The organism is Candidatus Proelusimicrobium volucris, from assembly GCF_959605025.1.
In the GTDB taxonomy this organism is placed as follows: Bacteria; Elusimicrobiota; Elusimicrobia; order Elusimicrobiales; family Elusimicrobiaceae; genus Proelusimicrobium; species Proelusimicrobium volucris.
Genome location: NZ_CAUHCY010000003.1, coordinates 37,647 through 51,297, shown reverse-complemented (window position 1 = coordinate 51,297; position 13,651 = coordinate 37,647). Strand labels below are relative to the sequence as shown.

The 13,651-nt window shown below is 46.6% G+C and carries 7 protein-coding genes; 2 read left to right on the top strand and 5 right to left on the bottom strand.

The annotated features are described in order from the left end of the window. Positions 1-468 carry a type IV pilin protein gene (locus ACQY3M_RS03740; protein WP_428066127.1) on the top strand — a complete coding sequence of 156 codons (468 nt, stop codon included), beginning with the start codon at positions 1-3 and terminating at the stop codon, positions 466-468. 74 nt (positions 469-542) lie between these two features. Here the strand turns inward: ACQY3M_RS03740 and lipA are convergent, their stop codons facing one another. Then, positions 543-1,415: a lipoyl synthase gene (gene lipA, locus ACQY3M_RS03735; protein WP_428066126.1), complete on the bottom strand. Its 873-nt coding sequence runs from the start codon at positions 1,413-1,415 to the stop codon at positions 543-545. A gap of 19 nt (positions 1,416-1,434) precedes the next feature. On the opposite strand from lipA, the gene ACQY3M_RS03730 reads away from it, so the two are divergent. Then, positions 1,435-3,486, top strand: coding sequence for a SpoIID/LytB domain-containing protein (locus tag ACQY3M_RS03730; protein WP_428066125.1), 2,052 nt, complete (start codon positions 1,435-1,437; stop codon positions 3,484-3,486). A gap of 532 nt (positions 3,487-4,018) precedes the next feature. Here the strand turns inward: ACQY3M_RS03730 and ACQY3M_RS03725 are convergent. From ACQY3M_RS03725 to acpP, 4 genes are all read right to left on the bottom strand, one after another. Then, on the bottom strand, positions 4,019-10,876 hold the full coding sequence (locus ACQY3M_RS03725; RefSeq protein WP_428066124.1) for a prepilin-type N-terminal cleavage/methylation domain-containing protein: 6,858 nt from the start codon (positions 10,874-10,876) through the stop codon (positions 4,019-4,021). Between the two features lie 344 nt (positions 10,877-11,220). Next, positions 11,221-12,681 carry an ankyrin repeat domain-containing protein gene (locus ACQY3M_RS03720; RefSeq protein ID WP_428066123.1) on the bottom strand — a complete coding sequence of 487 codons (1,461 nt, stop codon included), beginning with the start codon at positions 12,679-12,681 and terminating at the stop codon, positions 11,221-11,223. Between the two features lie 25 nt (positions 12,682-12,706). Further along, the gene (gene rnc, locus ACQY3M_RS03715; RefSeq protein ID WP_428066122.1) at positions 12,707-13,390 is read right to left on the bottom strand and encodes a ribonuclease III; all 684 of its coding nucleotides are present in this window, start codon (positions 13,388-13,390) and stop codon (positions 12,707-12,709) included. Then, positions 13,391-13,636 carry an acyl carrier protein gene (gene acpP / locus ACQY3M_RS03710; RefSeq protein WP_428047650.1) on the bottom strand — a complete coding sequence of 82 codons (246 nt, stop codon included), beginning with the start codon at positions 13,634-13,636 and terminating at the stop codon, positions 13,391-13,393. Positions 13,637-13,651 lie beyond the last annotated feature (15 nt).

The window sequence follows — 13,651 nt, the reverse complement described above, 5'->3', positions numbered from 1 at the left end:
ATGAAAAAATTGAACAAAAAAGGAATGTCGCTTTTGGAAGTGATGGTCGTAGTTCTATTGATAGCGGGTTTAGCGGCGATGGCGTATCCGTCGTATTTAACCTCCGTGGAAAAGGGAAAAGCGCTGGAAGCGATAAGGATAATATCCAATACGGTAGCCGCACAGCAACAGTATTATGAAAATAATGGTTCTTATGCTACTTCGTTTACAGATTTGGACTTTGATATTTCCGGCAGAAACGTAAACGTAAGCGGCGCGGCGGCAACTACGGATAACTTCTCTTATGCTTTAGGAGAGTCCTCCGTATCCGCGACGCATACTTCGGGTTCATCCTACACATATACAATATCCGGCAATTATACCGAAGACCACATTCTATGCACCATAGGCACAGACGCCAAAAACGACAAGAAGATATGTTCCACCTTGGGCAAACAAAATACCGACAGCATATATATCGTGGAATAAACTTCTTGAAGAATTTAAGAAAAAACAAAAAAACCCGTCTTAAACAGACGGGTTTTTATTTTATCGATATCGTTTTATCTACATTCCTCATACAAAGATGCCGCTCTGAAAGAACTCCTTACCAACGGGCCAGCCATAACACCCTTGAATCCTATTGAAAGGCAATAATCTTTCATAGCGTCGTACCAAGATTGCTCCGGATAGGTTTGTACGGGATAATGCTCCGCGCTTGGGGCAAGATACTGCCCCAAAGTCAACAAATCTACACCGACGCCGCGCAAGTCTTTAAAAACTCTTTTCAGTTCTTCGTCGCTTTCGCCGAGGCCGACCATAAGGCCGCTTTTCGTTATCAAGGAGGGTTTAATCTCTTTCGCTTTTTTAAGCAAAGCCAAAGACCTTTCGTAAGAAGCCCCCGGCCGAACCTCTTTAAATAGAGATGGAACTGTTTCAATATTATGCCCCAAAACGTCCAAACCGCTTTCTATTATCACGGGCAGGAACTCAAACTTCCCCCCCAAATCCGAGATAAGCGGCTCCACCAGGCAAAGTGGATTTTGTTTTTTTATTTCTCCGACTACGGAGGCTATATGCTGCGCCCCGCCATCGGGCAAATCGTCGCGGGTAGGCATAGTGAGAACCAAATATTTAATTTTCTGCATTTTTACAAGTTCCGCCGCACGCAAAGGCTCTTCTTTCGAAGGCGGCAGCGGCTTTGCTTTGCTTACAGCGCAATATTTACATGCACGAGTGCATAAACTGCCCAGTATCATTATGGTAGCCTCGCCATGGCAGAAACATTCCCCCCTGTTCGGGCAACGCGCTTCTTGGCAGACGGTTGGCAGTAAATTCAAGTTTAAACTTTTCTCTATTATTCTAGCGGCTGAAGTATGATAAGCGGCTTTATTTTTAGCCACCATATCTTTTAGCCATTTAGGTATCTCTCTCATAATAGTATAATTATAATAAATGCAAAGATTTATTACACTACTGTTAATTTTGTTTCTGACGATACCGCTCAAAGCCAATCAGCAAGACATAAAAGAAGCGGCGGATTTGTATTTTAACTTCAAGCAGGAAGAAGCCCTGGAAAAGTTCATAAAAATATCCAAAGAAACCGGGGATAGGGATTCTTTCCTTAACGCCGTATATATAGCCTTGGAACTGGGCGAAACCAGATTGGCCGTAGACACCGTAAGCATAGCGCTGAAAAAATTCCCGCTCGACAGCGAAGTTTTAGAGTTCGCCGGCGAAGCCTATTTGGCCGCGGGCTATTATCTTAACGCGGAAAATGTATTTGCGCGCCTTAATGAAAATAATAATAAAACGGCATTTTATTACATCAGTTTGGCGCGTGCGCAGATGGGTATGGGGCAATATGATTTGGCCGAAATCAATTTAAAACAAGCCGCCGCAGGCGATCAGCATACGGCCTTGGCGAATTTTATGTTGGGCGAATTATATTCCCAAAAGAAGCAATACCGCAAAGCGGCGGATCATTACAAAAAAGTAATAAAATACGATTCGCAATTTATAGAAGCCAAAGAACGCTACGGCGATATGATGGTAAAGCTTAAACGTTATAAAGAGGCTTACAGCAATTATTCAAGTGTACAGGCGGCGGACTCTTCCGACGATAAAGTAAAAGAATCTCTGGAGAAACTTAAGGATTTCGCCCCAAAAGAACATATCAATATTTTAAGCATTCCCGAAACGCCAAAAGCACACACGATAGTAAAAAAACCAGCTTCATTCCACGGGAACATTCCAGAAATACGGGTAGGATTGGGCGCTAAGATAAATGGCGCACCCGCACCAGTAAAGCGGGTGCAATTTTCCACTTCGCACAGATTCCGGGCCGAAAATAAAAACGGAAAAGTGATAAAAAGAGGCACTAACAATAAATTTTGGACGGTAGAGATAATAAACGGCAAGGCCTATTTAATATCGCCAAGTGGACAAAAGACTGCTTTTCAAGGCGACAGAATAAAAATCATGCAGGATTCCACCAACGAAGCCGGCCATACCACCATACTCAAGAATATGCTTGTAGGGCACGGCACCACATGGGCCGGGCGGGAAACAAAGGAATACCGCGGCTATATAGAGTTTGTATATAATAAATCGATAAACGGCTTTATAATAATTAACCATGTCAATATAGAAGAATACGTATTTGGGGTAATAGCCTCGGAAATGCCCAGCACCTTCCCCATAGAAGCCCTAAAAGTCCAAGCCGTAATAGCCAGAACTTACGCGATAAAAGCCTTAGGCAAGCACAAACGCTGGGGCTATGACGTATGCGATACTCAGAACTGCCAAGTATACGGCGGCGTAAAAGCGGAAAGAGAGCGCACAAACGCCGCGGTAGAAGCGACTATGGGCAAAGTAATTACGTACAAAGGCAAACCCATAGAAGCGGTATTTTCTTCAAATTGCGGAGGATATACTCAAAGCAGCAAGGAGGCGGGCTGGTTCCCGCACGATTATCTCCAGCCGGTATCGGACTATAAAGACTTCAATGAAGATAACCTGCAGCCCTATCACTTTAAGGAGCTATTGCAGCAGCCGCATCAAGCATACAGCCGATATTTCAACAATGTAAGCCCTGCGGCCTTCCGCTGGACAAGATATATAGACGAATCACGCCTTAGAATCATAATCAACCGAAAAAAGAAAATTGGTTCTATAAAAGCTATTGTACCTTTAAACAGGGGGCGTTCCGGCTATGTCAACGGAGTAAAAATTATCGGTACCAAAGGCACTCTTACCCTTACCAAAGAACACGAAATAAAGAAATATTTGGCTTTAGGATTATTAAGAAGCACCTATTTTATGGTGCAGCCCAATTATGAAAAGGGCAAAGTAAAATCCTTTATCTTTTATGGCGGAGGCTGGGGACACGGCGTCGGGCTCTGCCAAACTGGCAGCGGCGGACGGGCCGAAGCAGGGCAAGATTACGAGCAAATACTCAAACACTATTACACCGGTACGGAATTAAAAGACATACGTCAGAAATAAATTATCGGATTTCTTTTACTCATTGCCTCAAAAATAAATTCCCAACTATACACCGCCGCCCCGCGATTTTGATGGGTTTCTATTGCAATAAGATTGTCAACTTAATTTGATTTGACTGCTTTAATATCTTTCTTCCATAATCCTTTTCCCCTTCTTCTTTTCTCTATATTGCCTTATTTTGAAGGATTTAAAGAAATATATATATTTTTTATTGGGCTGGAGTGAAGAAACGCATCTATCCTTATTTACAGGGATTTTAGATTATTCAGGCAACTAACAATCTACGCCAAATATAAACAAGTTTAGGGATATTACATTATGTTATGGCTAAAGTAATTCTTAATAATATTGAATAAGATTTTAATAAATTAAAGGAAATGAGATTCCAATCAAACCTAAGAGAAATACCTAAAGGCAATATTTTTAATTATGTGAGAGGAATATTTTTAACAGAGAAATAAATAGTTTTTGTCTTATTATCTTTTCAAACATAAAAAAATGGGCGGGATTAAATCCCGCCCATTTTTGAATTTTATAATGTTCCTACTATGGCCAATTTGGGGCAAATCGGAGCACTGGGAGAACTGGAACAAGAACTCCAACTTGTCCAAGAACCGTCCCAACAGAAGCGTTTTGCCTTATATTTAGGTGCCGTACAAGCGGTTCCCTGTGTATTGGTGTCATAAACAACCGTTCCTATCGAACATAAACAAGCAGAACAACCGCTGTAAGAACTAGCGCCATATTTCTTTGTAGCCGTACCGCAATAGCCGGAACCGACCTTAGTATTGCAGGTCCCTTTATCAAAACAGCTGGAGTAATCATATGTCACATTCTTTTGCGTCGTACTTCCACAGCTGCCGTAAGTTGACGTCGCCGTATTGCCGCAATAGAGCCTATAATTCTTCACGGCCAAGTTGCCGCCTGCCGTATAACCGCTCGGGCACGCTTGGCTACTAGCCGAGGCAGTCTTATAGCAGCTGGAGTAATTATAAGTTACATTACTCGTTCTTGTCGTTCCGCAGCTGCCGTAAGTTGAAGTCGCCGTATTGCCACAATAAACTTTGTACGTCTTTTTACCTACGCTTCCGCCGCTGGTATAACCGCTCGGACATGCTTGACCACTTGCCGAAGCCGTCTTATAGCAATTGTAATAATTATAAGTAACATTCTTTGTAGTCGTATTTCCGCAACTGCCATAAGTTGACGTAGCCGTATTGCTGCAATAGAGTCTGTAATTCTTTACGCCTACGCTTCCGCCGCTGGTATAACCGCTCGGGCACGCTTGGCTACTAGCCGAGGCAGTCTTATAGCAGCTGGAATAATTATAAGTAATATTCTTATCCGTAGTGGTTCCACAGCTGCCGTAAGTTGACGTCGCCGTATTACCGCAATATACTCTATAACTCTTTACGCCTACACTGCCGCCGCTGGTATAACCGCTCGGGCACGCTTGGCTGCTAGCCGTTGCCGTTTTGTAACAGCTTGAGTAGTTATACTTAGTTGATACAGTTGACGTTGTCCTATCCGCCGTACCTGCGGTGTTGGCATAATGTCTCGTCGTAGTCGTCTTTGTCGCCACACTGCCGCCGCTGGTATAACCGCTCGGGCATGCCTGACTGCCGCTTGTCGACGAAGAATCATAGTAGCACTTCTGATAATTCGCCGTAGACGCTATCGTGCTCGTAGAGGTAGAACAACTTCTATAGTTTGATGTCCAACTATCGGTACAAGTGTATTTCTTACCGGCTAAATTACCGCTGGCAGTACCGGACTTGTAACGGCTCGTATTGGAGCAAGATGCAGCCGCGCCGGTTACATTCTTGTAACAACCTCTTAAGTCATAGTATACCGAGCCGCTATAATACGTATACTTCTTGGAACTGCCGCTGTATCCGCTCGGGCAGGAAGATCCAGTAGTGTACGCATAGCAGCTGTTATAGTTATACGTCGTAGATACAGTTGACGTTGTCCTGTCCGCCGTACCTGCGGTGTTGGCATAATGCCTCGTCGTAGTCGTCTTTGTCGCCACACTGCCACCGCTGGTATAACCGCTCGGGCATGCCTGATTGCTTGCCGTCGACGAGGTATCATAGTAACAATTCTGATAATTCGCCGTAGACGCTATCGTGCTCGTAGAGGTAGAACAACTTCTATAGTTTGATGTCCAACTATCGGTACAAGTGTATTTCTTACCGGCTAAATTACCGCTGGCAGTACCGGACTTGTAACGGCTCGTATTGGAGCAAGATGCAGCCGCGCCGGTTACATTCTTGTAACAACCTCTTAAGTCATAGTATACCGAGCCGCTATAATACGTATACTTCTTGGAACTGCCGCTGTATCCGCTCGGGCAGGAAGATCCAGTAGTGTACGCATAGCAGCTGTTATAGTTATACGTCGTAGATACAGTTGACGTTGTCCTGTCCGCCGTACCTGCGGTGTTGGCATAATGCCTCGTCGTAGTCGTCTTTGTCGCCACACTGCCACCGCTGGTATAACCGCTCGGGCATGCCTGATTGCTTGCCGTTGACGAAGTATCATAGTAGCACTTCTGATAATTCGCCGTAGACGCTATTGAACTCGTGCTCGCGCTGCAGCTAGAGGTCGATGTGGCAGCCGTATTGGTACACGTATACTTAGTACCAGTCAAATTACCGCTGGCAGTGCCTGACTTATAGCTGGCAGTCTGCGAACACGCCGCCGCCGTACCGGCTACATTTTTATAACAACCCGTCAAGTTATACCTCGTGGACACAGTGGAGGTTGTTCTATCCGCCGTTCCAGACGTATTGGCATAATGTCTCGTCGTAACCGTCTTTTTCGAACTGCCGCTATATCCGCTCGGGCACCCATATCCGCTTGTCGTAGACGAAGTATCATAATAACAATTCCGATAGTTCGCACTTGAAGCGATTGTGCTCGTGGTCGTACTGCAGCTGGAAGTCGACGAGGCAGCCGTATTGGTACACGTATACTTCGTACCAGCCAAGTTGCCGCTGGCAGTACCTGACTTATAGCTGGCAGTCTGCGAACACGCCGCCGCTGTACCAAGTACATTCTTATAACAGCCCGTCAAATTATAGGAGCTGCTCGTAGTAGTCTTAGATCCGCTGGCAAATACTTTTACCGTATCCTTTCTGATCGAGCTGCCGCTGTATCCGCTCGGGCACGCCTGGCCGCTCGTCGTCGGATAGGATAAGTAGTAACAGCTTGAAGTCGCATTCGTCCAAGAATTCGTTCCGCCCGCATAGTATCTCCTGTTAGCGGTACCCAAGTCATAGGTGCTGCTGTATTCGGAACAATTCTTAGTGGTGTCATAGTAGCATTGCGTTGCTACCGAAGGCCACTGCGTAAGTCTTACGCCATTGCCTTTCGTGTTCGACCATTCTCTCTTGGTGGTCGTACCTTTATTAAATGTGCTGCTGTAAGTCGAGCAAGCCGTTCCGCCCGTATCCTTGTAGCAGTTGGAGTAATTATAGTTCGTCTTCCAGGCTACGTCTTTTCTCTCGGCAGAACAGGTGCCAGCCTTCGTCTGGGCCGTATCGGTGCAGTAATATCTGTAATAGAGGCTCTTCGTAGCACTGCCGCTGGGATATCCGCTCGGGCAGGAAACAGAACTTGTTTCCGCCGTGGAATCGTTGCGATAGCACTTGCTGTAATCGTAAGTGATTTTCGTCGTATCGCCGCTGAGGCTGCTGGTTATAACCGTTCTCTTGGTAGCGGAACCGGAATAACCGCTCGGGCAGGTAGCCGCTACTGACGTATCGGATACACAAGAATCACCTGAACGCGTATAACCTTTGATACACGTATACGCACAGCTGTTTGAAGCACCGCCGTGACCGCTGAAATAAGACTTGGAAGGTTTCCTCGTACAAGCCGCTTCCGCACAGCCCGTGGCAGAAGTGCCGCCGTGGCCCGTCCAATATTTGCCGACCGTCTTATTCGTGCAGGAAGCAGACGGACAGCTGGACGATGTATTACCAAAACCAGTCCAGTATTGACCGGCTGTCGTATTGGTACATTTCGCCGTAGGGCAGGAATCCGCATCGCCGGGATTGCCTTTACCCGTCCAGTAGTAACCCGTAGGTTTATTGGTACAAGACGATACCGCACAACCATTGGCGGAAGTGCCACCGTGGCCGCTGTAATATTTACCCGTAGCTACCGTATTGGTACAATCGGCGTTTGTACAGCCCCTAGCCGAAGTGCCGCCGTGGCTCGTCCAGTATTTGCCCGCCGTAGTATTGGTACAAGCTTTTTCCGCACAGCCCTTGGCGGAAGTGCCGCCGTGGCCCGTCCAATATTTGCCGATCGTTCTGTTCGTGCAGGAAGCAGACGGACAAGTCGATGAAGTATTACCAAAGCCAGTCCAATACTGTCCGACCGTAGTATTAGTACATTTCGCCGTAGGGCAGGAATCCGCGTCACCGGGATTGCCTTTACCCGTCCAGTAGTAACCCGTAGGTTTATTGGTACAAGACGATACCGCACAGCCCGTAGCGGAAGTGCCGCCGTGGCCGCTGTAGTATTTACCCGTAGCTACCGTATTGGTACAATCGGCGTTCGTACAGCCCGTAGCGGAAGTGCCGCCGTGGCTCGTCCAATATTTGCCCGCCGTCGTATTTGTACATTTTGCCGTAGGGCAGGAATCCGCATCGCCGGGGTTACCTTTGCCCGTCCAGTAATAACCCGTAGGTTTATTGGTACAAGACGATATAGCACAGCCCGTAGCCGAATTACCGCCGTGGCCGCTGTAGTATTTACCCGCGGCTACCGTATTGGTACAGTTGGCCTCGCTACATCCGGTCGATACCGTACCGCCATGGCCGTTCCAGTATTTGCCGACCGTCTTGTTCGTGCAGGAAGCAGACGGACAAGTCGATGAAGTATTACCAAAACCAGTCCAATATTGACCGGCTGTCGTATTGGTACATTGCGCCGTAGGGCAGGAATCCGCATCGCCGGGGTTGCCTTTGCCCGTCCAGTAATAACCCGTAGGTTTATTGGTACAATCCGATACCGCACAGCCCGTGGCGGAAGTACCGCCGTGGCCGCTGTAGTATTTACCCGTGGCTACCGTATTGGTACAATCGGCATTTGCACAACCTGTTGAGGAAGTACCACCGCTGGTCGTCCAATATTTACCAGGCACCGTATTGGTACACGTACCGACAGAACAACCTACCGGTGAGGTCCCTTTTGCCGAAGATGAATCTTTAGCGCTTTGGCTGAAAGAAGTATAGTATTCGCCAATATCGGCATTGGTACAATCCGCCGTAGGACACGTAGCCGAAGTGCCGCCGTGGCCGCTCCAGTATTTGCCTACGGGTTTGTTTGTACACGCGCTATTGGCACAGCTGGTAGCGGTTACGCCACCGCCGCTGGTCCAATAATAACCGTAAGGTTTATTGGTACATGCCGCGACAGAACAACCGGTCGGGGAAGTTCCTTCTATCCAACCTGTCGTTTTCGCGGTTTTGCTGAAACTCGTATAGTATTGACCTATCACCGCATTGGTACATTTCAATACGGAGCAAGTCGACCCGGTACCGCCGTGGCCCGTCCAGTAGTAACCTATAGGTTTATTGGTACAGGTGGCGTCGGGGCATATCGCGGACGTGATACCGTTGCCGGTCCAATACTTGCCGACCGTCTTATTAGTACACGTTTCGCAGTTGCCGGTATTCCAATACATACCCGGCAAAGAACACTCCGTCCCGCAAGTAGGACCATAGAAATAGGTATAACAGTCACAAGTACCGGTGTTCTCAAAATCTACACTGTAAGAAGGAGTCGGTTTTCCATCGCAGACCTCAGGGCTGTTCTTCGTTCCGTGATAAGAACAGTATTGAGAATTAGGCTGGCTTGTAGGCGGTACTGGAACTTCCGTACACGCAAGCCAATTCTCGCATTGACCAAGCCCGTCACAAGTCTTCTGACAGGTTCTCGTTTGGCTGCCGCAAGTTCCGCAGAATTGGACCGTCTCGGGAACTTTATTATATTTAGGAGCCGTACAAGTACCGGTCCACTCGCCGGTTACATACTCCCCTTTTGATAAATCGCAATCTACACTGCGCACTTGCATACCGCAAGTTCTTATATTATCCGCATCGGCGCATTCTCTCTGTGATTCAGGCTCTTTGCCGGTACAGAGTTTATAATTACATTCGCCCCATTGTCCGTTGGCCTGACATGTTTTCGTAACACCCCACAAGCAACCAACCGTTGAGGTTTCACCCGGACAGCAGGAATAGTTGCTGGCACATTCGCCCGTGGAAGAAACATACCACTCGCCAGTAGACTGGTTACAAGTCACCGTCCTGGTTTGAATGCCCATATATTGGCCGTTGCTGCATTTTGTACCGCAGCCTACCGTTACGCTCGGCTTGGACGCCTGGGAACATTCGCACGAATTTGTTTCGCTGCAGTCCGCTTCCGCGCAAGTATTCTCATCTACGCAAGAAGACCACGAACCCGTTGTCCATTGGCCCGTGGAGGTATTACACGTTACGCTTCTGGTTCTTACCCCTTTGTAGGTAGTGCCGTTTGCACAATATCCGCACCCTGCTCTGTCTACGGAAGCGGGACGCTCTGACTCCCTACAAGTCTGGTTTATACAATCGCTCCATTCGCTCCAATAGTTCGGGCAGCCTTCCAAACATTTCTTCATTTGGACGCCGCCATTACCGCAGGACTGCGTTATTATGCGGCCTTGTATACAAGTACTGTTTGTGCTTATACAAGTCCCGGCATCGCTCAAACATTTGTCGAAAGAACAGCTTATCACAGAAGGCGGTGTTATCGCGGAAGCCTCTTCCTCTTCCGAGGCATACTCGCTACACCCTATTGGCACATTCGAAACTATTCCGTCCAGCAGCTTACACCCCTCGCCGCTGCAGCCGGTTTCATCCGTATTGAAGTTCCTGTATATAGTTACATCATCTTCAGGACGAGACGCCACTACGCAGGTGTTCTGCAATGTATACGTAAAGTTACCCGCTTTTACACCTTGCATACTGCTCTCTATATTGCCGGTCAAGCCTTGTACGGGTAGATCCAAATCATTGAAGCTAGACGCATATCCCTCTCCCGCTACATAGTTTGCCTGCTGCTTAGACGCCGCTATGTCCAGCACGTTAAGAGCATCGCTCATCCTGCTCTTTTGGACGGAACGGTTGTAGACGGGCAATGCTATCGCTGCCAATATGCCGATAACAAGCACCACTACAAGCAGTTCAACCAACGTGAATCCGCGCCCAAAAGCGCGTACGGGCGTTGCAGCCCATACGGATTTCTCTTTATCGGTCTGACTACACAGCCCGACCGCAAAGGACTTCCAGATACTGCTTAAGAAGTTATATAATTCCTTTGAATATTTATTCATAAAACTCTCTTTTAATTAAAAATAAACAAAAGCATAAAGGGCCTTGCACGACGTAGATCAGCCGTAAAAAAGACATACGAATACAAGAACCCTACTATTAGTATACAAGAAATACCCCCTTTTTTCAACATTATTTTACGTCTTATTTCCCGTTTATTTTATCCGCTGCCATTTAGGCTGATTTGTCTCGTAAAATCTAAAATATTTTAAGTCCATTTGATTCCAAAAAATTTCAGTTCAATGCTTAAGATTATAAACAAAAAAAATCGGGCCTTGTCTTTTCCAAAAGCAGGCCCGATTTTGACTAAATGTTTTATCCTATCTTTCGCAGTTTATACTATCTTTTATAGTGAATGGGTTTCCAGTTTATTTATTTTTGTTTTAATAACCCTTTTTTGGTTTATCCTCTTTGGCTTAAATTTTGACCGGGTGGAACTATCCCCGCTTTGTGAAGCCTGCTCCGATACTCCCGCAGAAGCATTCTGAGCCTGCTGCATCGCTTGAACCGCCGCCGGATTTACGCCCTGCTGCTGCATCATTTTTGTAATGCTGTCCATATCAAAACCTTGCGGTAAAGCGCCGGCCGCGGCTGAAATGGCGGTAGATTGTTGGCTCGTCTGAGGATTGGCAACGGATTTCGTATTTCCGCTCGGCATACCCGCCTTGGCGGCTTGCGCCGCAGCTCCAGCCTGCTTCTTGGCCATATCTTCGTCCATTTTCTTTCTAAGGTCCTGAGTTATCGCGTTTTTGTCTATTATCACTTTGCCGGATTTGTCGCGAGGCATATTCTTATACTTGATAAAATCTTCTATTACCTTCACTACTTCCGTTCTGTTGTTCAAACGCGCTATATCTAATGCCGTTTGATTGTTTGTCGTTTTCTTATTGTAGTCCGCACCCAATGTCAAAAGCGCGTTTACTACGATATCGTCCCCCATATACGCAGCCCAATATAAAGGACATTGCCCCAATACATTGCAAATGTTTACATCGGTATTTTCTATGCTTACTATTTCTTTAACCATATCTCGGTTATTCGCCCTTAAAGCGTACAAAAGAGGTGTCATTCCCTGCTTATTTTGGGCATTGATATCCGAACCGTAAGCCACCAAATCTTTAAAACTTTGCATATCTCCCCGCGAAGTGGCTACCATTAAAGCAGTATTGCCGTTGGCGTCCTTTTGTTTTGGATCTACGCCTATTCTCAGCATCGCGCTTACGCCGACATTGTTTTTTTCGTAGGCATAACGCATTAAATTATCGAAAGTAGCGCCAGTCCTTGCACCGTTAGCCGTAAGAAATTCCATTATATCCTTATTCTTGTTATTTATGCTTTCGCTCAAAGCGCTTACACCTCTGCGGCTTTGCGCGTTTATATCGGCACCGGCAGAAAGAAGCATCCTTATCATATTGGCATTATTGTTACGCGCCGCTTTGATTATCGCTGTCTCATTCGTGCGCTCATCACGCATATTAACATCGGCGCCTAAACTTGCTATCAAGGCGGCTATCTCGTAATTGTCCTTTTCCGTAGCCATAACTATCAAAGGAACGCCCTTTGAAGTCGGTATGTCCGGATCTCTTAAATCCTCCTCTATCCTGATAAGAGCCGTCTCATAATCCCCCTCTTCCAAATAGGACGCTATTTCGTCAGGGAGATCCTGCGGAGAGGATAATTTTAAACTCGAAATTTTTATTTTTCCTTTCTTGTCGGAAGCCCCCGACCTAAAGGTATATATGGTAAGCAGTAATAACGGTAAGATGAGTAATCCGCTAAGTACTAATTTAAAATCAGGCTTCTTCATTTTTTTCCCCTTTTGTCGCTCGGCCTTACTGTTGCTTTTTACCCAAAGCATTATAATATGCCAAAGCCTCTTTCGCCGCCGCCTGCTGCGCCGCTTTCTTGTTATGGCCTTTGCCTCTGCCCAGTTCCCGGCCCAGTAAAGTTACCATAACGGTAAAAGTTTTATCGTGTTCCGGCCCGACGGTCGACACAACCTCGTATTCGGGCGCGCCTTTGCCTCGCTTTTGCAGATACTCCTGCAAAATACTCTTATAATCTCCGCCGTCGGCTTCTATCTTTTGGGTCTTAAGCCACTTTAGTATCAATCCCTTAGCGGCTTCAAATCCCCCGTCGAGATAAACGGCCCCTACAACCGCTTCCATCGCGTTTGATAATATACTCTGCCGTTCCCTGCCTCCGCTGGCGATTTCGCCTTGGCCCAAAAACATATATTCGCCCAGCTTAAGCTCTAAACCCCAAAAGTATAAGTTACGCCTGGAAACCAAATTGGCCTTTATCTTGGAAAGCACTCCCTCTTCTTTTGCGTCCAGCAATTTGTATAAATAGGCCGCTACTACCAAGCCTAGTACGCTGTCGCCCAAGAATTCAAGCCGTTCGTTATCTTTATTGTGCCTATATTCGGCCGCGTACGACTTGTGAGTGAGCGCTTCCCTTAAAATATTCTTGTCCGTGAAAGTATATCCTAATACTTTCTCTAAATCGACAAACACTTATTTCGCGGCTTTGGCTTTGATGTGTTCCAAGGCTTCGCCTACGGTCTTTATCTTCTCGGCCTGCTCGTCGGGAATTTCAATGTCAAACTCCTCTTCAAGCGCCATGATAAGTTCTACCGTATCCAAAGAATCCGCACCCAAGTCATTGACGAACTGAGCTTCCGGTTTTACCTGATCCGGCTCAACCCTAAGCTGCTCTACAATGATATTTTTTACTCTTTCTTCTATGTTCTTTGCGTCCATTTTTTCCTCCGTTTT

Excerpts from the sequence above, each read along its gene's own strand:
- acpP (WP_428047650.1), bottom strand. The coding sequence starts at position 13,636 with ATGGACGCAAAGAACATAGAAGAAAGAGTAAAAAATATCATTGTAGAG.
- lipA (WP_428066126.1), bottom strand. The coding sequence starts at position 1,415 with ATGAGAGAGATACCTAAATGGCTAAAAGATATGGTGGCTAAAAATAAA.
- ACQY3M_RS03740 (WP_428066127.1), top strand. The coding sequence starts at position 1 with ATGAAAAAATTGAACAAAAAAGGAATGTCGCTTTTGGAAGTGATGGTC.
- ACQY3M_RS03730 (WP_428066125.1), top strand. The coding sequence starts at position 1,435 with ATGCAAAGATTTATTACACTACTGTTAATTTTGTTTCTGACGATACCG.
- ACQY3M_RS03720 (WP_428066123.1), bottom strand. The coding sequence starts at position 12,681 with ATGAAGAAGCCTGATTTTAAATTAGTACTTAGCGGATTACTCATCTTA.
- ACQY3M_RS03725 (WP_428066124.1), bottom strand. The coding sequence starts at position 10,876 with ATGAATAAATATTCAAAGGAATTATATAACTTCTTAAGCAGTATCTGG.